The organism is Gardnerella sp. c11Ua_71 (assembly GCF_055818025.1).
The window spans coordinates 225,910-252,185 of sequence record NZ_JARFVR010000002.1 but is presented as its reverse complement, the minus strand read 5'-3'; the positions used below and the strand labels follow the sequence as shown (position 1 = coordinate 252,185).

16 protein-coding genes, 1 tRNA gene and 1 riboswitch are annotated in these 26,276 nt (G+C 39.5%); of the genes, 5 read left to right on the top strand and 12 right to left on the bottom strand.

The annotated features are described in order from the left end of the window. Nucleotides 1-64: 64 nt before the first annotated feature. The gene (locus tag P0106_RS02540; RefSeq protein WP_004111602.1) at nt 65-1,432 is read left to right on the top strand and encodes a DUF349 domain-containing protein; all 1,368 of its coding nucleotides are present in this window, start codon (nt 65-67) and stop codon (nt 1,430-1,432) included. A gap of 63 nt (nt 1,433-1,495) precedes the next feature. On the opposite strand, the gene P0106_RS02535 is transcribed toward P0106_RS02540, so the two are convergent. From P0106_RS02535 to P0106_RS02505, 7 genes are all read right to left on the bottom strand, one after another. Then, nucleotides 1,496-2,644 carry an Mrp/NBP35 family ATP-binding protein gene (locus P0106_RS02535; protein ID WP_473730394.1) on the bottom strand — a complete coding sequence of 383 codons (1,149 nt, stop codon included), beginning with the start codon at nt 2,642-2,644 and terminating at the stop codon, nt 1,496-1,498. A 9-nt stretch (nt 2,645-2,653) separates the two neighbouring features. Continuing rightward, on the bottom strand, nt 2,654-5,536 hold the full coding sequence (gene ligA, locus P0106_RS02530; RefSeq protein WP_473730393.1) for an NAD-dependent DNA ligase LigA: 2,883 nt from the start codon (nt 5,534-5,536) through the stop codon (nt 2,654-2,656). Nucleotides 5,537-5,622: 86 nt separating this feature from the next. Further along, entirely contained in the window at nt 5,623-8,922 is a 3,300-nt protein-coding gene (locus tag P0106_RS02525) for a tetratricopeptide repeat protein (protein WP_473730392.1), read from the bottom strand. A gap of 270 nt (nt 8,923-9,192) precedes the next feature. Then, the gene (locus tag P0106_RS02520) at nt 9,193-10,092 is read right to left on the bottom strand and encodes a LysR substrate-binding domain-containing protein (protein ID WP_004115065.1); all 900 of its coding nucleotides are present in this window, start codon (nt 10,090-10,092) and stop codon (nt 9,193-9,195) included. Between the two features lie 89 nt (nt 10,093-10,181). After that, nucleotides 10,182-11,795: an alkyl hydroperoxide reductase subunit F gene (ahpF, locus tag P0106_RS02515; protein ID WP_004117820.1), complete on the bottom strand. Its 1,614-nt coding sequence runs from the start codon at nt 11,793-11,795 to the stop codon at nt 10,182-10,184. Between the two features lie 75 nt (nt 11,796-11,870). Continuing rightward, complete coding sequence (ahpC, locus tag P0106_RS02510; RefSeq protein ID WP_004115062.1) at nt 11,871-12,434, bottom strand: alkyl hydroperoxide reductase subunit C; 564 nt, start codon at nt 12,432-12,434, stop codon at nt 11,871-11,873. A gap of 273 nt (nt 12,435-12,707) precedes the next feature. Continuing rightward, nucleotides 12,708-12,783 (bottom strand) — tRNA-Gly (locus P0106_RS02505). A gap of 305 nt (nt 12,784-13,088) precedes the next feature. On the opposite strand from P0106_RS02505, the gene adhP reads away from it, so the two are divergent. Beyond that, complete coding sequence (gene adhP / locus P0106_RS02500; RefSeq protein WP_004111567.1) at nt 13,089-14,099, top strand: alcohol dehydrogenase AdhP; 1,011 nt, start codon at nt 13,089-13,091, stop codon at nt 14,097-14,099. Nucleotides 14,100-14,198: 99 nt separating this feature from the next. On the opposite strand, the gene P0106_RS02495 is transcribed toward adhP, so the two are convergent. After that, nucleotides 14,199-15,209 carry a glycosyltransferase gene (locus P0106_RS02495; RefSeq protein ID WP_004111565.1) on the bottom strand — a complete coding sequence of 337 codons (1,011 nt, stop codon included), beginning with the start codon at nt 15,207-15,209 and terminating at the stop codon, nt 14,199-14,201. Between the two features lie 108 nt (nt 15,210-15,317). Continuing rightward, a riboswitch (FMN riboswitch) is annotated at nt 15,318-15,469 on the top strand. Nucleotides 15,470-15,474: 5 nt separating this feature from the next. Between P0106_RS02495 and P0106_RS02490 the strand changes: the two genes are divergently transcribed. The 3 genes from P0106_RS02490 to P0106_RS02480 all read left to right on the top strand — a co-directional run bounded on the left by P0106_RS02490 (nt 15,475) and on the right by P0106_RS02480 (nt 19,049). Then, entirely contained in the window at nt 15,475-16,074 is a 600-nt protein-coding gene (locus P0106_RS02490) for an ECF transporter S component (RefSeq protein WP_032812832.1), read from the top strand. A gap of 58 nt (nt 16,075-16,132) precedes the next feature. Beyond that, nucleotides 16,133-18,478 (top strand): energy-coupling factor transporter ATPase, encoded by a 2,346-nt coding sequence (locus tag P0106_RS02485; RefSeq protein ID WP_473730391.1) that lies wholly within the window; start codon nt 16,133-16,135, stop codon nt 18,476-18,478. Between the two features lie 265 nt (nt 18,479-18,743). Further along, nucleotides 18,744-19,049, top strand: coding sequence for a YhbY family RNA-binding protein (locus P0106_RS02480; RefSeq protein ID WP_004117809.1), 306 nt, complete (start codon nt 18,744-18,746; stop codon nt 19,047-19,049). 76 nt (nt 19,050-19,125) lie between these two features. On the opposite strand, the gene P0106_RS02475 is transcribed toward P0106_RS02480, so the two are convergent. The 4 genes from P0106_RS02475 to P0106_RS02460 all read right to left on the bottom strand — a co-directional run bounded on the left by P0106_RS02475 (nt 19,126) and on the right by P0106_RS02460 (nt 26,174). Further along, the gene (locus tag P0106_RS02475) at nt 19,126-20,499 is read right to left on the bottom strand and encodes a replication-associated recombination protein A (protein ID WP_410309889.1); all 1,374 of its coding nucleotides are present in this window, start codon (nt 20,497-20,499) and stop codon (nt 19,126-19,128) included. A gap of 94 nt (nt 20,500-20,593) precedes the next feature. Further along, on the bottom strand, nt 20,594-23,122 hold the full coding sequence (locus P0106_RS02470; protein ID WP_473730390.1) for a DEAD/DEAH box helicase: 2,529 nt from the start codon (nt 23,120-23,122) through the stop codon (nt 20,594-20,596). Nucleotides 23,123-23,199: 77 nt separating this feature from the next. Next, entirely contained in the window at nt 23,200-25,404 is a 2,205-nt protein-coding gene (gene der, locus P0106_RS02465) for a bifunctional cytidylate kinase/GTPase Der (RefSeq protein WP_410309887.1), read from the bottom strand. Continuing rightward, nucleotides 25,401-26,174: a pseudouridine synthase gene (locus P0106_RS02460; RefSeq protein ID WP_004113665.1), complete on the bottom strand. Its 774-nt coding sequence runs from the start codon at nt 26,172-26,174 to the stop codon at nt 25,401-25,403. Before P0106_RS02460 ends, der begins: the two co-directional genes overlap by 4 nt. Nucleotides 26,175-26,276: the final 102 nt, after the last annotated feature.

Below are 26,276 nucleotides of genomic sequence, written 5' to 3'. Positions count from 1 at the left end.
CATGGCTTACCGTCATACTTATTCGTAACACTGTTACCGTGCATTTGCTGTAAGGAGTCGACCCGTGACCGAACAGACTAAACCTGAAGAAACTACTAAACAAACTACCCCAAAGCCGCATGCGCCGTCGCCTGCAAACTTTGCTAACAAGGCTCGCGTTGTTGCTGCTGTTCCAACTATCTCGTATAGCGACGAAGATGTTAAAACCGCTAAAACCTTTGGGCGAGTTGATGAAAATGGAAACGTTTATGTTCGTGAAGGAGCTGACGAACGCGAAGTAGGTCAGTATTCTACTGGTACTCCAGAAGATGCTTTGACTTTCTACGTACATCGTTATCTTGACTTAAAGATTAAACTTGATCTCTTCGAAAAAAGACTTGAATCGTCTAATGTGAGACCTAAGGAAATTGATGAGACTTTAGCTACTTTAGAGGCGGATCTTAAGGAACCATCGGTAGTTGGAGACATCGCTGCTTTGAATGCTCGACACGCCGAATTGCAGGCTAAGGCTGCATCTAAAAAAGAAGAACTTGCAAAAGCTCGCAAAGATGAATTAGATAAAGCTCTTAAAGAACGTACTGCTATTGTTGAACAGGCAGAAACATTAGTTGCTCAAATAGGTGATTCTACAAATTGGCGTTCGCTTTCAGATAAGCTTCGTTCCCTGTTTGACAAGTGGCAGCAACATCAGCGCACTACGATCCATCTCAATAAGGCGGATGCTGACGCTTTGTGGCAGCGATTTTCTAAAGCTCGTTCTGCTTTCACTCAAGCACGCAACGCTTGGGTTAAGGAGCGTGATACTGAAAGAAATACTGCTAAAGAAATTAAGGAAGCCATTATTGCTGAAGCTGAAAGCTTGAAGGAATCAACTAAATGGCGTGAAACTTCTATGAAGTTTAATGCTTTGATGGATCGCTGGAAGAAGGCTGGAAATGCTGGTCGTCAGCACGACGATGAGTTATGGGCTAAGTTCCGCGAAGCTGCAGACACATTCTATCATGCTCGTCAAGAAGATAGAGAAAAGATGAATGCTGGTGAAAAAGAAAATCTTTCCAAGAAGGAAGCTTTGCTTGTTAAGGCAGAAGCTCTTCTTCCTGTTAAAGATGAAGAAGCAGCAAAAGCAGCTCGTAAAGCATTGTCTGAGATTCAAGAAGAATGGGACAAGATTGGTTTTGTTCCACGCGAAGATATGCGCAGAATTGAATCCCGCTTAAATGATGTGGATAAGAAGATTAAGGCTGTTGAAGATGCTGCTTGGAAAGATGCTGACCCAGAGGCAGACGCTCGTAAGTCTAGTTTTGCTACGCAATTGAAGGCTCAGCTCGAGGAACTTGATTCTAAGATTGCAAGTGAAAAAGATGCAAAGCGTAAGGCTAAGCTTCAGGCTGAAAAAGCTACAAAAGAACAATGGTTGAATGCTATTAAGTAATTAATCATTAATCATTTCAATATGGGGTTACTTAAAAATTAAGTAACCCCATATTTAATAGTTTTATTTAACAGTTTCCATTAAAGCTTTAGCAAGTTGAATAAAGGTGTTAGCTAATTGTGAATTAGCTAGACTTCCGTCATCTTTAAGAACCGCAGGTCTGCCAGACTCTCCAATTTCTCTAATACTCGTATCTAATGGAATTTGTGCTAAAAGAGGCACATTCTTACCAAGAGCTTTACAAAGCTGGTCACTAACGCGTTTTCCACCACCTGAACCAAAGATTTCCAAGCGCGCTCCATTATTTTCAAACCAACTCATATTTTCTACAACTCCACGCACATTAACTGGAATTTGCAACGCCATAAGACCTGCTCTAACGGCAACATCTGAAGCACTAGGCTGAGGAGTTGTAACAACCACAAGCTCCACATTAGGCAATGATTGAGCAACAGCCAGAGCCATATCTCCAGTTCCAGGCGCCAAATCTAAAAGAAGCACATCTGGGTCTGCCCACCAAACGTCGCAAAGAAACTGTTCAAGAGAACGTTGCAAGCGAGGACCACGCCACAAAATCGCACGATCTGTTCCAGCAAACATTCCAATAGAAATCAGTTTAACCCCCCAAGCTTCTACTGGCATAAGCATGCCATTCAAATTAGTAGGCTGACTTGTAACACCAAACATACGCGGTAGAGAAAATCCATAAACGTCTGCATCTATTGCTGCTGTTTTGTATCCAAGAGCCGCGAAAGTGGCTGCTAAATTGGCAGTTATGGAAGACTTTCCAACTCCCCCTTTTCCAGATGCTATAGCAAAAATTCTTGTTTTAACGCCATTTTTATTAAAAGGATTTTCTTTACGTTCCTCTTTCAAATCCGAAACAAGTTTTGCAAGTTTATCCTTACTCATAGCGCTTATATTTACGTGAGGAACGAGATTTGCATTAGGATATTTTTTTACAGTTGATTGAATTCTCTGTGTAATTACTTGTGCTAGAGGACAATCTGGAACAGTAAGTTCTATTCTTATAGTCACATCATAAGTTGGATAAGAATTATCAAAATCGCATACACTAGTGACATTTTGTTTTCCACTTACGTGTATGCCAGTTACCATATTTAGTTCAGTAACTGAACGACCTAATTCTGGATCAATAACACTTCCTAATAGATCGTAAATGCGAGTTTCGAGTTCAATAGTGCTGCTCATTTTTAACTTTTACGATTCGTTCTTAAAATCAAGTTCGTATTTGCTATCTAGAGCAGATTCAATACTGCCAGTATTAAGCAAAATCTTAAATTGATTCTCATCTAGCATAGGTATACCAAGTTCTTCTGCTTTAGTGGCTTTAGAACCAGCATTTTCTCCGACAATAACGCAATACGTCTTTTTGCTAACAGAAGAGGCTGCTTTTCCTCCCCTAGAAGAAATAGCTTCTTTAGCTGAATCTCTGGTAAAGCCTTCTAATGATCCTGTAACAACAACCGTTTTGCCACTAAGAGTCTGTTCGACACTGTCCGCATTAGAAGAGTCAGAAGATCCAACTACTCCAGCTTCATTCCATTTACGTAAAACTTCACTACGCCAATCTTGAGGATTCTTCGATTTTTCAAACCAATCGTATACTGCTTGGGCAATTTCTGGACCAACTCCATCAATTTGTGTTAAATCTTCAACAGATGCTTTAGAAATATTCTCAATTGAACCAAATCTTGCCGCTATTAGTCGTGCTGTAGGCGGACCAAGTCTACGAATAGACAAAGCCACTAGCACACGCCAAAGTGTTGCAGACTTACCCTTTTGAGCTATTTCTTCTAACATTGCTCTTGTTGTTTCACTTGGACGAGTGTATTCAGGAACACTCACTGTTTGAAGAACATTATTTTTACGAATTTTCTTTTCAACTAACCTTATTACATAAGCGTCAGAAGGAACTTCAAACATTGGGTAATCTGGATTTAAAGATTCCTTAAGCTCATCACTGTTGGAATCATCATTGGATTTTCTTCTTGTAGCTTCTAAAGGTCTAGTCCAGAATGCAGAAACCTGTCTCCACAATCCAGATCCGCCTATTTTTTTAGTTCTTTTCTTTAATTTTCCGTCTTTTCCTAATTCTTTCCATTCTTCAACAAGAGGTATTTCTTTCCAAACTTTAATATTTCGCAAATCGTCTGCAGTAATGTTAAAAATATCCGCTTCGCTTCTTATAACAGGTTCTTGAGATTTTGGAAGATCAAACACGGATTCTGGAATAGTTGGTTGCAAAGAAGAACCGCGCTGAACTACTATTTTGTCAATATCAGGATGATAGACTTCTGCAGTTGTAGGTCTAGAATCTTCTGGATTTGTTAAAGCTAGTGCAGAAGATTCTCCAAGATTTTCAATGTCGAATGCGTGCCTCGATGCAAGATTAATTATTCTCTCTGTTAATTGTGCTGGGCAGTTTTCTACATTTGGACAACGAATATCCTTGTCTCCCTCTTTAGCAGGTGCAAGCTTAGATCCGCATGATGGGCAATACTCTGGCATAACAAATTTGCGTAATTTGCTTTCATTCCCATCCCTATACTTTAGTACTGGACCAACTAATTCTGGTATAACATCGCCAGCTTTACGAACAATAACAGTATCGCCTATAAGAACACCTTTATGCTCAACTTCGTAAGGATTATGCAATGTTGTGCGCGATATTGTAGATCCTGCAACGGTTACTGGGTCTAAAACAGCAACAGGGGTGACTCTACCTGTTCTTCCTACTTGAACAACAATGTCTTTGAGAACAGTATTTACTTCTTCTGGAGGATACTTGTACGCAATTGCCCATCTTGGTGCTCTAGATGTAGACCCCAGTTCTCTTTGCAAAGCACGATCGTCTACTTTAACTACAATTCCATCTAAGGCATGAATAATAGAGTTTCTGTGTTCTCCATAGTATTCAATCATATCTTCTATTTGTTCAAAAGACGTGACTTTGCGAGTATAAGGAGATACTGGTATTCCCCATTTTTTATACAGCTCGTATGCGTCTGACTGATTAAACGATGTTTGCGTATGTGATTGATGCTCGGAATCTTTTTTTACTGAATCTTTCCACTTTAAATCGCCTAATCCATGCGCTATAAAGCTTAATCTTCTTGTTGCAGTGATTCTAGGATCCTTTTGCCTTAAAGACCCTGCAGCAGCGTTTCTTGGATTAGCAAAAGCAGGCTTTCCTAAATCTTCTTGTTCAATATTCAGCTTTCTAAAATCCGCCCATTTCATAAAAACTTCACCACGAATTTCCACAAATTCCGGAATATCGTCTGAATTTTCGCATTTAAGCTGAGTCGGTATTTCTTCGATTGTTCTTACATTCAGAGATATGTCTTCTCCAGTAACGCCATCTCCTCGAGTTAGTCCTTGTTCCAAAGTTCCATTTCTGTATATGAGATTTAACGCAAGTCCATCGATTTTTACTTCACATGTCATTGGCAATGGCTTATTTTGGGGCCATTTTAAGTCGCGAATAATGCTATCGTACCAAGATTTTAGCTCTTCTAATGAGAACACATCATCCAAACTCATCATTCTTGATGGATGTTTAACTGACGCAAAATCGTTCGAAAAAGTTCCGCCAACTCTATGTGTTGGTGATTGAGGCGTATCTAATATTGGGAATGTAGATTCTAGTGAGCTTAAAACTCGCATTCTTGTGTCATAAGCAGCGTCAGAACTACTTGGTGAATCATCAACATAATAAGCTATCTGGTCTGATTGAGCCCAGGCAGCTAATTTTGCCCATAATCTAGCAGCCTGCTCGCTTGTTAAAAGCGAAGGTTCTAGCTTAGATAATGCAATAGCGTCTACATCTGTTGGCTCTAATTTAGAGATCCAATCATTAAAATCTGTAGTTGAACTAAACTCGTGTGATGTGCTAGATGTATTATTCTCGCTTGGCTCATGAACATTTTGGTTTTGATTATCGACTTTGTTAATGCTTGAAGATAATGAATCGTTGTTAACACTTGATTTATCATTATTTAGCGAATCATCAAAATCGTCGAAAAGAGATAATTGTTCTCCAACTGCGTGTGACGACTTATCGCTATTAGACGCAATCATAAGCTTTCCCTTCAAAACCTTTTAACTATCCTATCTACCAGACAGGCGTCAATAACTGATTATAATTACTGTTTAATAAGAGTTGTTTATGAGTTAAGCGAGCGCAAAAACTGCATTTGAACAACGTTATCTGATGAATTGTTGCTGAACAGCATTCTCGCTCTTGCAACGGAAAGCGTTCGTGCAATAACAAACATTCCCTCGTTTACTGTTATTTTTGCAGCTTCATCGATAATCTCATAAGCTTCAACATCTGGCCATTTTGGAACATTGTTTATTTTTAAAACTTCTTCTACTTGAGACATATCATTAGGAGCTGGAATGCACTGTGACTGCATGCGGCTCAGTAATTCATCAAGCTCTATTTCAATAGACTCAATTTTTCCAGAAGATAAATTGTCTGCCATTTTATATGCTGCTACAGCAAGAGGGAAATTATCTTGCATCCATTCTGCGTAAGCAAGTCTGTAGTATATAAAAGCGGCGTCTTCTCTATCAAAGCATACTGGTAATGCGTTTAGACACACTGCTTCTACAGAAGTCCAATCTTCTTTCTCTGTAAGTTGTGAAGCTAACTTGAGATGAGAAATAACATATGTTGGAGCGTATGAAACCATTGTGTTTAAGTGTTTTAGTGCATCCTCATGCCTGTTGAGTTGAGTTAGTAAATCTGCTAACTCCATATGTGCGTAAAAAAGACCATCTGGTATAAGTATCATACGTTCATTTTGTGTCGCAAATATTCGATTGTAGACAACTCGCTCTGCATAGGAATTAAAGTATCTTGGTACAACATCGTTGAAAGAAAACATGGAATCGAAATGTTTTACTGCATTTTCGTATTCTTCGATGGCATTTTCCAAGTCTCCACTCATAAATTGTTCATGAGCATGAAGTCTCATATTATAAATATCTTTTGAAACTTTAAAAGATATTTCTGGTATTTCTTTTTCGTCTATTAAAGCGCTTGTTATAAGATTGGCTTTCTCATTTAATTCTGGATCGTCAATGCTTTCCACAATATCCATTGCCATACGAGCTTTTTCTGCATTAGATATCATTACTTCTGACGATATGTGATGAAAATCTGCAACAGCCTGTTGTAATAAATCTTCTCTTTGAATTGAAAGACCTTTAGAGTTGGTAGTACCTAATGCTTTTTGAGATTTAATGTCAAAAATTACATCTGAAAACTCAGGTTCTTCCTGTGCTCCATGAGGAGAAAAACAACTATCTCTCAGATCAAAGCTTGGTTCAATCGGGTTTAATGCGCCTTCTCCATCTATTTTCATATTTGCGTTAAATTTTTTGTATGCGTCAAGAGGATTATTCAACCCATTTGCACGAATATGTTTTATAAAAGATCCGCGATTGAATGTGACTGTCAATAAAGACTTTACAGTTGGATATTTGCTAAAAGCATCCATAGGATCAGGTTCAATAGAGTCCGATTCAATATCGTTCGTATTGCTATTACTAATCTCAGTACCACTGTAGCTATCACTAGAGTTTATCGATTTGCCAGCAGTGGCTTTATTGCTACTATCAGACACAGTCACTTCATCTTCGTGAAGAATAGGATGATTAGTAAAGTTTTGTAAATCTTGAACATTCGCTAGTCCGTTATTAACATCTCCGTGAATATCTCCATCTTTAGGATCGCCTTTAGAACGAGCTGCCTCACGATTCATATTATTCAAAGCATTAATTGTTTGATTTAGGATTTTACTCATAGCATCATCTTGAGCAGCAACCATTTCTTCTAAGCCTATTGAATCTAATCTTATAGATACATTCTGTACTTCTTCACTTGCTCCAAATGCAAGGGTTGCCATTATTATTCCAAGTCGAAGATTGTAATCAGTTGTCATACGAGACTTATCTGCATTAGTTAAAGTAATCCATTTTTGGTTAACAGAATCAAATCTTCTAGTTGGCATCATCGAATTGCCAGTTGCCATAAATGCTAATGCAACATTACCGTCTTCTAGATTAGAGCGAAAATCAGTATCAAATCTAAATGGTAAATAAAGGCTTCTAATTAATCCAGATAATCTTTGCCTATAAGACCATTCACAATTAGAAGATCCATCTGACTTGTAAATATACAGGTCGTTAGATTTTTTTGCAGTATTCCACAAGTGCATTAATGGGCGAATATTGTCGTCTTGTAAAGGATTACCAAAACTATTCATATCCAATTCGCCGTTAGCACAAAACGCTGGATCTTCTATAAACGATAAATCTATTTCAGATATTTGACCAAAGTTTACAGAATTTTCCGTTAAATTACCGCCATTAGCGCAATTTTCTTCTAAACAACTACTAATGGACTGGAAACGGTTAATAGCACCTTCTATTCGCAATACTTTCAACGCAGCTTTTGCTTCTAAAGAATCATCCCATACTAGGAAATTAGCGTCTGAAACTTGCGACTTTTGCAAATGTAAGCGTTCTGCTCCATGAACAGCTTCAAGCGGACCACTATGTTCTAAAGCGCCAGAATCTAACATAAGATAAGCAAAATATTTTTCCATTGACGAAACACGCAAACCTGCTTTTTCCGCCACTTTTGAATCCATAATGCTTCTTCTAATAGCTCCAAGAGGGGCTTCCTTTGTAAGACGCCTAAAAATATTGCCAGATCCGAAACCGCTAAACGCTCTAGTTATATCTGGAATAAAGAACGATGCAAAGAAAGATGTTGAAATAGCATCGCAGTATGAAAGATTGCAACGGAGTCTGTCAGGAAGCAAAACTCTAGTTTCTTCAAGAGTATATGCTTCTTTTTTGTCATTAACTTTACGAATCCAAGATGATACCCATTGCATGCCTTCATCTTGTGATAGCTGAACAACTACATCTCCTCTTATAACAACTAAATCAGATTCACGATTATTTTTATTGATTGAATTTACTTTTTTACGCGCATGACTCGCATGAGTAATTTTCCTATCATCAACACCATAGAAACGTAACGAATCTTTAAGAGTCATAGAATTTTGTTCTACAAAAGATAACTCTGGTATTCTTTCCATCGTATCTTCAATAGAAATGTCATGTCCTGTATAAACACGACCTTCAAAATCTGCAACAGCAAGCTGACGAAAACGTTTGCAATCATCGTTGAATAATCCAATAGCTATACCATGTTTTTTCCCAGAAAGTTTAATCCAACCTAACTTTACGTTTTTTGGCATCATTGGAAAATCTTTAAAAATATGCTTTTTAGAAAATATCCTGACTGGAATAGATTCTCTATTTTCCCACAATGTTTTAATGGTTTCCTGCACAATCTGCATACTATCATCTGCAATATCTGAGCGATTTTTTTCACTACTTTCGGCAGAATCTATTTTCTTGCTAGATTGCACTTCGTCTTGCATATTCCTCGTTCTTTCGTTTTAAAGCCAACTACTATTTTCGTAAAACCCGTAAAACTAAATATTTAAGTGATTTCCATACGTGTTGCATTTATTCTTACTCAAACATTTTAAGTATAGCTGATTATCGGTTCGAAAAACACAATTAGAAGTAGAATATGTTTTAACTCTTTTAGAACAAAATCAAATTATATTTCATTTCAATCTTGTTTTAATCTAACATGTGAATGCTTTAATTGCTTTTAAAGTTTAAAAATATAAATTTTATTAACTTCACTTATGCAAATTCACGCATGCACCAGAAATAATCTTAGCTAAACCGTCCATAATTTGATCCACTGGAGAAGCTGCTCTCCAGTTTAAATACAGCGAACGATATGGTTTTGGATCTTTAAACTCGCGAATTGTTAATCCTGATGGCTGAACAATTGGAGGAAGAATAGAAAGACGCGGAAGCAAAGTCACATCTTTACTTCCAACAACCATGTATCGTAAGGTTTCCAAAGACGTAGCATAAAATTCAGACTGTTTTGCACCAACTTTTTGACATACATCTATCATGCTTCTACGCATGCAATGACCATCTTCTAAAAGTAGCACTTTTTGGCTAGACAATTGCGAAACATCAATCGGAGTTTTTTCATGACCAAACTGCGAATTTGTAGAAGCAGCCAATAAAAAGTCCTCGTCAAAAATATGTTTTACTTTCAAAGAAGATTCATTTAATTGCTCGCTTAATATTGCGCCATCAATCTGACCACTATGCAACATTTCTACAAGGCTAGCAGACTTTTCTTCAACAAATCGAATATTAAAATTCGGCTTAACTTTACGCAAAACTGGCATTATTCTTGGCAAAAGATAAGGGCATAATGTTGGAAAAACGCCTAAAACTATAGTAGATGACCATGGGTCTTCTAATCGCCTTGCTGCTTGATAAATACTTGAAACGTCGGCATGAATACGCTTTGCATAATACACGACTTCTCTGCCTGCTGGAGTTAGAATTTGCTTTCCAGGAGTTCTTTCAATAAGACAAACTCCAAGCAAATCTTCTAACTTTTTAATTTGCGTAGACAACGTTGGTTGAGAAACGTGCATACGTTCAGCTGCTTTTGTAAAACTTTCCTCTTTTGCAAAAGCAATTAAGTATTCAAGTGATTTAATGTTCACGTAATCATCTTTCTTATTAAAAGTAGTAAGAATATAATATATATAAATTTTAAGTATCAAAAGCTTATGCGTTAAAAGTTAATCTAGTTTTACACATTTCTAATTAGATAGTCGAATGCACTAAGAGCCGCGTTTGCTCCAGATCCATATGCTGTAACAATTTGCTTATAAGGCTCATCTGTGCAATCGCCAGCAGCAAAAATGCCATGAACACTCGTGCACCCTTTTCTATCTGTTACTATTTCCGAACGATTATTTAAGCTTAGTTTGTTTGAAATCCATTTAGTATTTGGCATTAAACCAATTTGAACAAACACGCCGTCTGTGTGCAAAATTTTCTCACTATTTTCACCATTATTAGCATTGCGATCTTTATAACGTACTGCAATAACCTTTGTTCCGTCTCCTTCTATAGAACTAAGAGCAGCACCTGTTATTACAGTAGTATTAGAAAGATTATTTAGAGCATTAACTAATATTTGATCTGCTTTAAGCGTGTTCATATACTCGATTAGAGTAACGTGATTTGCAACACCTGCTAAGTCTATTGCAGCTTCGACTCCAGAATTTCCTCCGCCAACAACTACAACATTCTTATTTTTAAATAATGGACCATCGCAATGCGGGCAGAACGACACTCCCTTGTTTCTATATTCGTCTTCCCCAGGAATGCCAAGTGTTCTCCATGTAGCGCCTGTTGCAATAATCACTGCTTTAGCTTTTAAGCTTCCGCCAGATTTAGTACTAATTGTGTGCAATCCGTAAGATTCTTCAGCAATATCTAAAGATGTAGCCCAATCGGGAGTAAATACGTCAATGTCATATTGAGCAATGTGGTTTGTTAAATCGTTAGCAAGCTTTGCGCCTGTTGTGTGCGTTTGCGAAATATGATTTTCAATGCTTTCTGTTTCAACAACTTGACCGCCTCTGTGGTCCATAATCATTGCTGTTTTAAGGCCTTTTCTAGCTGTGTAAATCGCTGCGGCGCTTGCAGCAGGGCCTCCACCTACAAGAATAACGTCGTACGGATTTTTGGCGTTCATTTTTTGCGCTAGTGAAGAATCGCCAGAAACCTTAGAATTGCTTGAATCGCTATTTTCCTCTTGACTTAAAAGAATCGCAACTAATTCGTCTATAGATGATCTTCCAGAAGAAATCATTTTTCCGTTTTCAAAAACTGCAGGAACACTCATTACGCCAAGAGAATCTACCTCGTCTTTAAAAGCGCTCCCTTCTACAGCAATATGTTTTACTTTAGGATTAATAATCGAAATTGTATTAAGCGATTGAACAACCTCTGGGCAATTAATGCAAGTAACAGACATGTATGTTGTAACTTCATGACTTCCAATGCTCAAAATTGCTTTGCGCTGACCATCGCTTATTTTGGGAGCGTAACCGCTTACTTGCAAAATCGCTAAAACTAAAGAGCTAAACTCGTGTCCAAGAGGTAAACCAGCAAAGCTTACAGACACATTAGTTTGTGGATTAAGTACTGCGAAACTTGGTTTGCGATTTACGCGACTTTTATCACCTTCTATAACAGTGATTTTGCTGCTTTGATCTGCTACTTCATTTAAAAGCTCAATAACTTTTTGAGAATTTTTACTACTATCAACATATGCAACAAGATTAATAGGATTAACCATTTTTGTTAGTAATCCAGCAAGTTGAGTAGTTAAGTTTGAATCCAATAAAGACATTATTTTCACTTTCTATTCTTAAGTAGCAGATCTTTAGCAGTAAATTAATTATTAGAAAATCAGACTTTTAAAAAATCAGATTTTCCCAACCAAGTCAATAGATGGAGCAAGTGTTTCTTCTCCCTGCTCCCACTTTGCTGGACATACTTCTCCTGGATGGGCTGCAATAAATTGAGCAGCTTTAACTTTGCGAAGCATCTCATCTGCATTTCTGCCGATTCCATCTGCTGTCATCTCGTAGAATTGAATATTTCCTTGAGGATCAACCAAGAATGTTGCACGGTGAGCTAAACCAGATTCCTCATTCAAAGCATTAAAGTTTTTAGAGAGCGCGCCGTTTGGATCTCCAAGCATTGTGTATTTTACTTTTGCAATAGCTTTAGAGTCATCGTGCCAAGCTTTGTGAACAAAATGAGTGTCTGTTGAAACAGAATAAACTTCTACGCCTAATTTTTGAAGATCTTCGTAGTGATTTGCAAGATCTTCAAGCTCTGTTGGGCACACAAACGAAAAGTCTGCTGGATAGAAGAAGAATATAGCCCACTTTCCAAGAACATCATTATCGCTTACTTCTACAAATTCCCCATTCTTATATCCGTTTACTTTAAACGGAAGAATATGCGTACCAATAAGGCTCATAACAACTCCAATCTTTAATTGTTTATTTAAAAAATTTTCATTTCTTGCAATTAGCAATATTTTGACCTATTTGCTAAATCTAATTATTTAGAATCAGAATTCAGCATTAAAATCATGATAGATTATTTATATCAAAAAGACTATATGTATAGACAACATCTATAGCGCTAGATGTCGTATATCAATAACTCTTTAATAAATTTATATTTTCATAAAACAAATATGACTAAAACAAACTAAAAAAAAATATAACAAAAGCAGAAGAAAAAAAAATGGAGCGGACAACGGGACTCGAACCCGCGGTCTCAACCTTGGCAAGGTTGCGCTTTACCAACTAAGCTATGTCCGCAAACAAAATGTCATAATAGCCTGATTTCTTTATAAATGCAAGTTATGAGTAAAAATAAAAATTTATAGTGATTTTTCTGCAATATACATGCAATTTTACGGAGTGTTGAATAAAAGAAAAATATTGATTACGATAATTATTATCATTAAGCCATAAATTTTTATAAAATTTTTCTTAAAATGTGATTTTTATCATGAAAAATCGTAAAAATAATGTAGAATAAAAGATAGCTTTTACCAAACAGGTAAAAGAAAACTGAAAAGGTAATGTTTTTCAAAAATGAAGCATAGAACAAGGAGGTTTCTATGAAGGCTATTGTTGCAACCAAAGATAAGAAGGCTCAAGTTGTAGAGAAGGAACTCCGCCCATTGGAATTTGGTGAGGCCTTACTCGATATGGAGTGCTGCGGCGTATGCCACACCGATCTTCACGTTAAGAACCAAGATTTTGGCGATAAAACAGGCGTTGTTCTTGGACACGAAGGTATTGGCATTGTTAAGGAAGTTGGCCCTGGTGTTACAACATTAAAGCCAGGCGACCGTGCATCTGTAGCATGGTTCTTCAAGGGTTGCGGACATTGCGAATATTGCACCACAGGCAGAGAAACACTTTGCCGTAGCGTTTTGAACGCAGGATACACTGCCGATGGTGGCATGTCTCAAGAGTGCATCGTCGCAGCAGACTACGCAGTAAAGGTCCCAGAAGGCTTGGATCCAGCTCCTGCAAGCTCCATCACTTGCGCTGGCGTTACAACCTACAAGGCTATTAAGGAATCTGGCGTACATCCAGGCGAATGGCTTATTTTATTCGGTCTTGGCGGTCTTGGTAATCTTGCGTTGCAATATGCAAAGAACGTATTTGGTGCGCACGTAATCGCAGTAGATGTTAACGATGCTCAGCTTGAATTTGCTAAGGAATATGGCGCAGATTTGTGCGTGAACCCACTTAAGGAAAATGTTCCTGAATTTGCTATGAAGAAGGTAGGCGGCGCTCATGGCGCTGTCGTAACCGCTGTAAGCAAGGCTGCTTTTAACAGCGCAGTTGACTCTGTGCGAGCAGGCGGCACTGTTGCAGCTGTTGGTCTTCCACCAGAAGAAATGGAACTTAGCATTCCTCGCCTTGTTCTTGACGGAATCCGCTTGGTTGGTTCTCTTGTTGGAACTCGTAAGGATTTGGAAGAAGCGTTCCAGTTTGGTGCTGAAGGCAAGGTTCTTCCACAGTGCCATATGCGCAAGATGGAAGACATTAACGATATCTTCGACGAGATGCTCAGCGGTAAGATTCGCGGTCGAATGGTAATCGACCTCTCCCACTGAAAAAGAGATAAAATAAAAAAAAAACTAAAAGCCACTTAGCAAATGCTAGGTGGCTTTTAGTTTATGTTTTAAGATGTTTTAAGACTTAATTTTTGTACACTATTTCAACGGAGGCATTGGCTTCCAATTAGGATCATGCAAAATTTTTCTGCTTGCAATCCAACCAGTAAAAAGCTTTTTAACACCACTTAAAATATGCTCACGATCTACAGCAACAAGCCTAATAAACTCTTTTGCAGCAGTTAATGCTGTTCCAAGAGCAAACATAAATGGTCGATAATCGCCATGAATCATAAAGTATCGCGCCATAAAACCACGATTTCGCATAATATGGTAACGATTCATGTCAGAAGTAGAATTTAGTTGACGAACGCCAGCAATATCCCAATTAGGAATATTACGAGTTCTACGAAGAATAACATCTTTTACAACAATCGGATTCGTAACTTTGCTAGCAAGGTATCCGTAAGTTGTGTCATCCCAATAAATAAAATAATGCGGATCTGGCAAACCGATTTTCTCTACAATATTGCGCTTAAACAATCCGCCTTCAAAGCACATAGTGTTCATAACGCGATACCCAGATGGTCCAAATGCTGCTGGAGCAATTGGATTAGGGATTCCAAGAGAAACAATAAATTTATATTGCCAATAAAAATCGCCACCGTCGTAGTCTAAACGGCTGCCTTGAATCACATCGTGGCTTTTAGTCCACTTTGAAAGACGTTCAATAGATTCTGGAACAGTTTCAACATCATCGTCCATAACCCAGAACCACTGCGCGCCAAGTTCATACGCTTTTTTAACACCAGCACTAAAACCGCCAGCTCCCCCAAGATTGCTGCTTTGAGGCGCGTAAACAACGCGGTTTGAATCGCCAAAATTATCCACGCTAGCAGAACCCCAGCGACGTGTAAGAACATCATCTAAATCTTGCACCATATCACGAGTTTTTTCACTCTTCTCATTGTCTACAACAACAATCCTCCATGGGCATTGATTTAATCGTTCAAAAGATTTAAACAGATTTTCAAGCAACTCCTGACGCTTATAAGTAACTACAACAACAGCAAGCTTATCAATAGTATTATCATTTATAACTTCGCTCATATTTTTAATATTACACTAGCATTGCCATCAATATTATTAATAAAATTCAAATTTTTTAGTACAAACTTCATTTTCAGATAAATGTTCATAGCATAAGATAAAAATAAAGTGTAGTTTCAGGGAAGGTGAAAATCCTTACTGGCGGTAACGAGGTAATTCTTGTATTAGTGAATTTTCTCGAAGCCCGCGAGCGGCAACGCGCTGCTGATTCGGTTAAAATCCGAAGCCAACGGTTAAAGTCCGGATGAAAGAAACGGAGGCTCTAATGAGCATTTCACGCGAAAATAATCATAAAACAAGCAATCACACAGCAAATAATCACGCAACTTACTCTGGCACAAACTATTGGTCAAGCGAAAAAATTGCTAAATACGCGCTATTCGTTGCGCTCTCTATTGCTGTAAGCTTTATAGAATTTCCACTTATTCCAGACGTAAACTACCTTAAATATGATCCTTCGGGAATTGTGTGTTTAATTGCAGGATTTGCATACGGACCATTCGCCGCTGCAATCGTAAGCGTGCTAGGATTTGCTCCACACTTCTTTACTAACCCGTTTGGCGCAATAATGGCAATATTGGTTTCAATGGGTGCGTCTGTTAGCGCTGCAATCGTCTACAAAAAAATTAGAACCAAAGAAGGCGCTATTATTTCGCTTATAGTTGGCTCTGTAGTTGCGATTGCTCTTGCAATAGTTGGAAATCTTATTATTACGCCATTTTATGCGCATATGAGCGTTGAACAAGTTGCCGCTCTTATAGTTCCAGCTCTGCTACCGTTTAATGCTATTAAGCTTGCGATTCATTGCGTAATAACTATGCTTGTTTATAAGCCTGTTTCAAAGCTTCTTAACTACAACAAATAGCAAACAAATAGCATTAGCCAAAATAGCATTAGTCAATTAAGTAAAAAGCAAGCTGATTATGCAAAGCAATAAAGTTATTCAAGATAAAACATGTTGCAAAGTCGAAAAAAGCAATACGGATTATTTTGCTAAAAAAGATAATGCTGTTTCTTTGCAAAAAGTTCGCTTTAGCTATGATGGCGGAAAAACTTGGATTCTAGACGGAATAGATCTTGAAATTGCGTATGGTCAAAGAATTGCAATAATAGGCAAAAATGGTAGCGGAAAATCTACGCTATCTAAAATTATTGCAGGACTTTCTTCCCCAGATTCTGGAATTGTTACGCTATGCGGAATAAAAGTTTTTGAAACAAACAATGTTGATTCAAAAGCGTACCAAAAAGCACGAGAATCTATTGGAGCATTGTTTCAAAGCCCAGAAGACCAAATCGTTACAACAGTTGTAGAAGACGATGTTGCTTTTGGGCTTGAAAACTTGTGCGCTTCTAAAGAATTTATGAAGCAAAATATAAGCAATGCTTTACGCGCTGTAAACATGGAAAATCACCGTTTTAGCGACCCGAGCAATATGAGTGGAGGTCAGCAGCAGCGCGTTGCTATTGCATCGTCGATTGCTACAAAATCAAAACTTCTTGTATTAGATGAGCCTACAAGCATGCTTGATTCTTGCGCAAAAGAAGATGTAAATAAGCTTTTTAACAAATTGCAAACGAGCGGCACAACAATCGTACAAGTTACGCATAAGATTAGCGAATGCAAAAATGCGGATCGAATATTGATGCTAGAAAATGGAAAATTGCGTGATGTAAGTTTATTGGAATTAGATGAATTTTTCACGGAAAAATCGCCAGCTGTTATTGAATCAAAAAGCATGACGGAAAATGCAAAAAAATCAAATACAGCAATTGAAATATCGAATTTAAATGTGAGCTATACAAATAGTCAAACTCCAATAATAAGAGACTATTCTCTAAGCGTAAAATCAGGCGAAATCGTTGCAATAATGGGAAAAAACGGGTGCGGAAAATCAACGCTCGCAAAAGCAATATGCGCACTTATTAAATACGATTCTGGCTCCATTTGCGTAAACGGAATAAAAATTAGCGAAAAAACAAGCAAATCGCAAATGCGAGAAATTCGCAAAAACATTGGTTACGTTATGCAATTGCCAGAACAGCAACTTTTTGCACAAACTGTTTTTGAAGACGTAGCATACGGGCCAAAAAACTTTGGATTAGAAGGACGTGAATTACATTCCAGAGTATTGAACGCACTAAAATCATTGCATATTGAACACTTAGCACAAAAATCCCCATTCGAACTTTCTGGCGGACAGCAACGACTAGCAGCAATCGCAGGTGTTTTAGCTTGCAATCCAAAAATTTTGGTTTTAGACGAGCCTACAGCAGGATTAGATTTTGAGTATGCAAAAATCGTATTAAAAATTTTAAGCGATTTACACAATAAAGGCATAACAATTATTGTTATTACTCACGATCTAAACGAAGCAAAATCGCTTGGAGCGCGCATAGTTACGTTAGAATCGCGCAAAAAGAAGGAGATTCAAGAACACGCGCAAGACGAAAAGCTTGAAAATGCTAGCGAGAATGTTAACGAAAAGAAAAACGAAATCAAAAACAAGTCATTGCTAAGCTTATTCAATACGCGAATCATACTAATATCATGCTTAATTCTTATGTTTAGCGCGTTTAGTATTACAAACTTCTATCAACTAGGAATTCTTGCACTATCAACGCTTGCTCTAATATTTCTCGCTAGAATATCACCTATAAAATTATTGTTGTCATTGCATATGTTTATTGCAATATTCGTATTTTCTGGAATGTTTAATCTTCTAGTTGTGAATTCTGGAAGAGAAATTTTTAAAATTGGACCGCTATTAATAACAGATGATGGAATAAAGTTTGCAATACTTTTCGCTTCAAGATTTTCGCTTGTTATACTAATCGGATCAATAATTGTACTAACAATAAGCCAAACGCAGTTGACTGAAGCGTGCGCGTCTATTATTTCGCCTCTTAGAATCATAGGATTGCCAAGTCAAGAAATTGCTCTTATTATGAGCCTCGCTTTGCGATTTTTGCCGACTCTTGCAAAAGAAGCAGAATCTGTAGCTTTAGCTCAAATTGCAAGAGGCGGAAACATAAAAGACGGGTCTATAAAAAAGCGATTGCAAGCAATAACATCTCTTATAGTTCCAGGATTTGCAAGCGTGATTCGGCACGCAAACACACTGGGACTTGCGCTAGATTCTAGATGCTACGTTCCTGGAGCTAAGCGCACGCACTTACATACAGAGAAAATGCGCTTAAAAGACTTTGCACTTTTAATAATTACATTAGCTATTGTGTGCGGAATAATTTTTGCTGGAATATTTGTATAACTGATAACTGTAATATTTGCATATTGAGCGTATTAATCGTATTGAACGTATTGAACGCGGATTCTTACGGTTAATGTATAATCCGATAAGCATTGAAAATTTAAGCGTTACAAGTAGATAATCAATAGTCGATAGTTGTTTGTTGATAATGGTTGTTGATAATTGCGTTTAACAATATAGCGTTTTGACGTTTTAGTGTTTTAATGTTTTAAAAATTGACGTTTTAGCGTTTTACGCATGTTGAACGCGATTTGGAAGGAAAATAATGGCATTAACTAAAAAGCAGATTAAGCAATTGCGCGCGCTCGCTAACACTTTAAGCCCATTGCTTTACGTTGGAAAAAACGATATTAGCGACGCTGCTGTTAAGCAAGCGGATGAGACAATGCAATCTCATGAGCTTATGAAGTGTGCTGTGCAAGATGGTTCTGGCTTAAGTGCTAAAGAAGCTGCGCAGGAACTCGCAGAACATCTTGGTGCAGAAGTCGTGCAAGTAATTGGCAACCGTTTTGTGTTATTCCGCGTTTCAAATCGCGAAGATATTGACCACATTATGCTTGTTCGCGAATAAAACTCTCTTAAAAAAAAATAGTAATACTGTATTAAAAGGCTTCTTACAATTCTAAGAAGCCTTTTAATTATTGACTTTAGTTATTGTCAGCAGATTTGTGGAGAATATTGCGGATTTGAGATAAACGTTGCGAAATCTCGTGCTCGTAGCCGCGATTATTTGGGTGATAATATTCGTGACCAACTAGCTCGTCTGGCATATATTGCTGAGATGCAACAGCACCCGGATAATCGTGAGCATACTTGTACCCATCATGATTGCCCCAACTTTTCATCAAAGCAGTTGGCGCGTTACGCAAATGAAGAGGCACTTGACCGATATTCCCAGTATCAACATCTTGCAAAGCCTTATTAATAGCGTTGTAGCTTGCGTTTGATTTTGGAGCAGTTGCTACAGCAATCACAGCTTCCGAAAGAATAATGCGCGCTTCTGGCATTCCGATTAAAGCAACTGCTTGAGCTGCAGCAACAGTTACTTGTAAAATTTGCGGCGCTGCCATACCAACTTCTTCGGCAGCAGCAATCATAATTCGCCTTGCAATAAAACGCGGGTCTTCACCAGCTCTAAGCATTCGCGCTAAATAATGCAAAGAAGCGTCAACATCACTTCCGCGCATTGATTTAATAAAAGCAGAAATAACATCGTAATGGTCATCGCCATCTTTGTCATAGCGAACTGTAGTAGTATCCATTACGTTAGAAACTATATCAGCAGTAATTACAGGCTTATTTTTACCATGCTGCAACGCAACATCTCCTGTTACAGCTCCTGCTGCCGCTTCTAGAATAGTAAGAGTTTTGCGAGCATCTCCCCCACTTAAACGAATAATTGAATCTATTGCGTCTTCGTCGATTTTAAGCTGATTATTAAGACCATTTTCGCTAGAAATTGCGCGTTCTATCAGAGTGTGCAAATCTTCAACACTAAGAGACTCAAGTTTAACAACTACTGATCTGCTAAGTAGTGGCTTAATGATTGAAAAACTTGGATTTTCGGTAGTAGCTCCAATAAAAGTTACATCGCGATTTTCTACGCTTGGAAGCAAAGCATCTTGCTGTGATTTAGAAAAACGATGAACTTCGTCAATAAACAGAACTGTTTCTTGACCTTTACTAACTAAACGCTCATGCGCTCGATCTAACACAGCTCGAACATCTTTAACTCCAGAAGTTACAGCAGAAAGCTCTTCGAACACGCGACCAGACTGTCTAGCCACAATATAAGCAAGCGTAGTTTTACCAACTCCTGGAGGTCCAAACAACACAACAGAACTTGGAGATGTAAGAGAACCTTTAGATTGTGGATTTGCAAGCCTGCGCAAAGGCGAACCTTCTTTTAGCGCATGCGACTGCCCCAACACATCTTCAATACTGCTTGGGCGCATACGCACTGCCAACGGACGCGTAACATCGCTAGGTGCACTACTTGCGGAAAATAAATCTTTCTCCATGAATACCAGCTTACACTACATATAGAACAAACGTTCGATTGCATTCTGCATTCTGTGTTTTACCTTCTGTGCTCTGTTAGCACATTTTTAAGAATCACACGTGCGACACTCTGTAGTCAAAGAACACAACTTCGCCTGTATCTTGTGTTGAATCCAAATCAACAACACCAGTAATAGCCCAATTATGGTCTCCGTCCGAATCGTCAATAATTTGCCGAACTTTCCACGAATGTTCACTCTTCTCAAGCGAATCATCCAAAATAAACAAGTCGCCACTTCTAGCCTTGGCATCGATACCAACATACTCGTGCTCATTGTAATAGTCGTCAAGCACATCATTCCACTCGTGAACGCCGTAACCCCAAGCCTTGTCAAGCTCTCCTAAAGTATCCGCATCTTCCAAATCCATAAGCTGCACGCGACGGAACATTGCGTTTCTAATCAACACAATAAGTCCACGACGATCCTCAACAACAGACTCAGAAGTTCCAGGCGCAGCCATAGTTACAGCACTAGCTTCAGCGTCCGATCCTCCTGCACTCTCCCACTCGTCAACAAGACTTGAATCAATAGATCGCACAACAAGACGAAGCCACGAAATAATATCACACAATTCTTCGTTAAGCATGTCTTCTGGCACAGTGCGAGCAAGCGAACGATAAGCGTCCGAAAGGTAACGAAGAAGCGTTCCTTCACTTCTAGCAATGCCATAGCGCGAAATATAGCCAGTAAAATCGGACGCTGTTTCAACCATGTCTCGAAGCACAGATTTAGGCTTTAGCCAGTAGTCATTTGCCCACGGAACATCTTTGCGATATTGCGCAAAAGCAGGAGCTAACAAATCCTCAAGAGGCTTAGGATAGCTAACTTCAGCTAAGCGTTCCATGCGCTCCTCGTAATCAATGCCATCATCCTTCATGCCAGCCATCGCAGCATCACGAGCCTTACGCTCTTGCGCACGAAGCACAGGCTTAGGGTCATCTAAAGTTGCTTCAACCATAGAAATTACGTCAAGCGCATAGCTTGGAGATTCTGGGTCTAGAAGTTCCAAAGCTGCGAGTAAGAATGGAGAAAGCGGCTGATCTAGCGCAAAACCTTCTGGCATAGCAACATCAAGATCGTAATCACAAGAACCATCCGAAAGCTCTCTGCATTCAATCACTTGAGTATCGAGCAAAGTTTGGAAAATATCGTTGCAACGCTCAAGTAATTTCTCTTTATCTTGCGGCTTTTGCGCACTATCTTCAATAAGTTTTTCAACGCGCGCTCTAGCATCCCCACCTTGTGTAACTTCGTTCAAAATCATTGAGTGCGTTATAACCATGTGAGGATTCAAAGTTTCTGGAGCGCTTTCAATAAGCTTAGTAAACGTTGGCTCGCCCCAAACTACAAAGCCTTCTGGAGCTTTCTTACGCTTAACTTTTTTAAGCTTCTTAGGATCATTTCCAGCTTTTGCAACAGCGCGCGCATTCTCAATCTCGAACTCTGGAGCCTCTGCAACTACTAAGCCCTCAGTATCGAATCCCATTCTGCCTGCACGTCCTGCAATTTGATGAAACTCGCGAGCACGAAGCTTTCTACTACGATTCCCATCAAATTTTGTAAGAGCTGTAAGCACAACCGAGTGAATTGGCACATTAATACCAACGCCAAGAGTGTCTGTGCCGCAAATAACGGGCAGCAATCCTTGCTGAGCTAACTGTTCGACAAGCCTACGGTAGCGCGGAAGCATACCAGCATGGTGTACACCAACTCCAGTGCGCAGTAGCCTTTGCAAAATTTTGCCGAATCCTGTAGTAAATTTAGTGCCTTTAATCGCTTGAGCTATTTTCTCTCGCTGTTCTTTGCTTGAAACTCCCGTACTTGCGAGCGCTTGCGCTGTTTCAAGAGCTGCGTCTTGCGAAAAATGAACTACGTAGATTGGTGTTAAACCCTTGTTAAATAAGAGTTCTACAGTTGTTGCAAGCGGCTTATCTGTGTACTCGTATTCGAGTGGGATTGGTCTTGGCGCATTAGCAATAATATCAACACTACGTTTTGTTGATTTTTCTAAGCGTTCCGCAATATCCGTTACGTCTCCAAGAGTTGCGCTCATAAGTAAGAATTGCGTATTTGGAAGTGTAAGCAGAGGCACTTGCCAAGCCCATCCGCGCTCTGGATCACCATAGTAGTGGAATTCGTCCATTGCAACGCAATCGACTTCAGCGTTTGCGCCTTCGCGTAAGGCTTGATTTGCTAAGATTTCTGCAGTGCAGCAGATTATTGGAGCGTCCGCGTTAATATGCGAATCGCCTGTAATCATGCCAACGTTGTCGCGCCCAAAAATCGCAACCAAATCGAAGAATTTTTCGGAAACAAGAGCTTTAATTGGCGCAGTATAGTAGGAGCGTCTGCCGGTTGCGAGCGCTGCAAAATGCATACCGAGCGCTACTAGAGATTTTCCAGAACCTGTTGGAGTGTTTAAGATTACATGGTCTCCTGCAAGCAAATCCATAACGGATTCTTCTTGATGCGGCCACAAATCTACATGTTTGTTATCTTTAACCCAATCAACAAATGCTTGAAAAATCTCGTCTTCGCTAGCATGATGCAAATCAAGAGCTAACTCGCCCAAATCAGCCATATTGCGCTCCTACTTTACTTAAGCTTTAATCGTGACTTTAATCGCAAATTTATTTACTTGCGATTTTACTTACGACTTTACTTGCGCTTCTTCTTATCTCGTACTTTTACTGAGATTTGAATAGGAGTTCCCTCGAATCCAAACTCTTCTCGAAGAGAACGCTCAATAAAGCGACGGTAGCCGTGCTCTAAGAAGCCTGTTGCGAATATCACGAAACGCGGTGGGCGCGTAGAAGCCTGAGTAGCAAACAAGATTCGCGCCTGCTTTCCGCCTCGCAAAGGATGCGGATGAGCAGACTGAATACGCCCTAAGAAAGCATTGAGCTTGCCTGTAGGAATGCGCTTATCCCAGCTGTCTAAAGCTGTTCGCATAGCGCGCGCAAGACGATTCGTATGCCAGCCTGTTTTTGCGGAAAGATTAACGCGCTCAGCCCAAGTTACGCGCTCAAACTCAGTTTTCCACAAGCGTTCCATGCGCTGTCTGGAAAATTCGTCCATCAAGTCCCACTTGTTAAACACAAGTACGATTGCTCGACCCGTGTCTACAGCCTGGCTCATAACCTTCAAATCCTGCTCTGCAATCGGCTGAGAGGAATCGAAAAGAATCAAAGCAAGTTCAGAACGCTCAATCGCAGCTTGCGTACGAAGTGAAGAATAGTATTCAGCACCCGTAAGCTTGTGCTGCCTGCGCTTAATACCAGCAGTGTCAATAAACAGCCAGTCTTCTCCATCAACTCGCACAACCTCATCAACAGGGTCGCGAGTAGTTCCAGCCAAATCGTTCACAACAGAACGTTCTTCGTGAGCTAAATGGTTCAAAAGCGAAGACTTGCCAACGTTCGGACGGCCTACTAAAGCAACTCTGCGAAGTCCTTCTGGAGTTAAGAATCCTGAGGTTTTATTCGCTTTCTTTAAAGAGTTAAGAGCCGCGTCAAGCAAATCTCCAACGCCTCTTCCGTGCATTGCAGAAATTCCGTAAGGCTCACCCATTCCGAGCTTCCAAAACTCTGCAGTCAAATACTCGCTTCTAGCGTCGTCAACCTTGTTAACTGCCAAAGTAATAGGCTTACCGGCAGCACGAAGCATTGAAACAATACGCTCGTCGGTAGCTGTTAAACCAACCTGACCATCTACTAGGAAAATCACAGCATCACTTAAACGCACTGCCACTTGTGCTTGCTGAGCAATAGAAGAATCTATTCCTTCAACATCTGCTTCCCAGCCGCCAGTGTCAACCAGCTTAAAGTTGGTTCCAGCCCACTCAGCGTCGTAACTTACGCGATCTCTCGTAACACCTGGAGTATCTTCTACAACAGCGACACGATGGCCCAAAATACGATTTACAAGAGTTGATTTTCCAACGTTTGGTCGGCCAATAACGGCAATTACTCCAACCGCTTTAGTGTCTTTCGATTCATCTTCGTTTGCTAAATCTCCACTAAGAAGCGCACGGTCTTCATCATCAAGATCGTAGCCTTCAAGATTAGCAGCATAACGGTCGTACTCATCCTGCTCAATCGCAGCATCAACCATTTCAACAAGAGCGTCAAGAGTCTGCTCAAAAGTCAAATCAGAATTATCGAGAGTTGTAACGCCTTCTGCTGCTTGAAGAAAATGAGTAACTTTAGAATCTTTAGCATCACGAGCGCGAATATCGTCTTCTTCAGATTCAATATTTTCAGATTCATTATTATGCAAATTTTCTTGCGCAATATTCTGCTTGTTTCTGCGAGCTTGACGCACATCCTCACGAGCAGTAAGAAGCACTCGAACTTGCGCATTAGGAGCAACAACAGTAGTAATATCGCGTCCTTCTGCAACTATTCCCTCTCCGCCTGAGAAAGAATCTTCACTAGACTCTGAAGCAATATACGCACGCTGAGCAGCAATAAGCATACGGCGAACTGCAGGAATTGAAGATACAGTAGACACATGCGAAGAAACTTCGCAGATGCGTAACTCTTCGCTAATATCCTCACCTTCGACAGTCACTACAGGATTCTTAGGATCAACGCTAAAGTCAGCGTCACTTTCAGTAAATAAGGCTCCAACAGCTTCAACAATTTGATTAAAGCGTTCCGCATCTGCAGAATTTGTTGGATTTCCTTCTTCATCCAACTCAAGCTGCTTGCTTAAATCAATACCTTGCTTCAAGCACCACCAAGCAGCAGCTCGATACATTGCCCCCGTATCTAAATACGCAAAACCATAGTATTGTGCTAAAGCACGAGAAGTAGAAGATTTACCTACTCCTGCTGGTCCATCAATTGCTACGCAAATCACAGGCCAACCTCCTTAGAAAGCGAGCGCACTTCTGTTTGAGAAAGCACTCGATACGATCCAGCTTTTAAGTCCCCTAACTTAATAGGGCCGATTTGCGTACGAACAAGACGCTTTACAGGGTATCCTACGGCTCCAAAAATCCTGCGCACAATACGATTTTTGCCAGAGTGTAAAACAACTTTTACGATTGTTGCATCGTGATTTTGGTCGATTATTGCACAGCGATCGAGCTTAATCCAACCGTCTTCCAGATTTACGCCTTGCGAAACTAGCCTTCGGCAAACCATTCCGTTGATCTTGCCTTCAACAGTTGCAATATACGTTTTCTCAACTTCATACTTTGGATGCATAACATGCTGGCTTAACTCACCATCGTTGGTCATTAAAATAAGACCTTCAGAATCGTAGTCCAAGCGTCCCATGTGGAAAATTCGCTCGTACTTGTCTCCAACAATATCTCTCAAAGTAAAGCGACCTTTTGGATCATCCATTGCGCTCAAAACTCTTTTTGGCTTATTAAGCGCGAGCGTTACAAGCTTGTGATTGAACTTTACTCTCGATCCGTCTACGCGTATTTTTTGTTTACTTGGATCTACTCGAGTTCCAAGTGTTGTTACAAGCTCATCATCTACTTCAACACGCCCATCTAAGATTATTTCTTCACACTTTCGGCGTGAACCAAATCCCGCTTCAGCAAGTAGCTTTTGCAGTCGAACAGCGTTTTTGGATTCTTGTTGCGCCTGATTGGCGCGGGAATATGCGTTTGGCATCGTTCTCCCAACGTGACCTTATTCGTATTCTTCTAATAAAATAGTAGTAAATTTTCATATTCTGCAATAAATACAGGAAATTACCACGTTTTTCTATGTTAG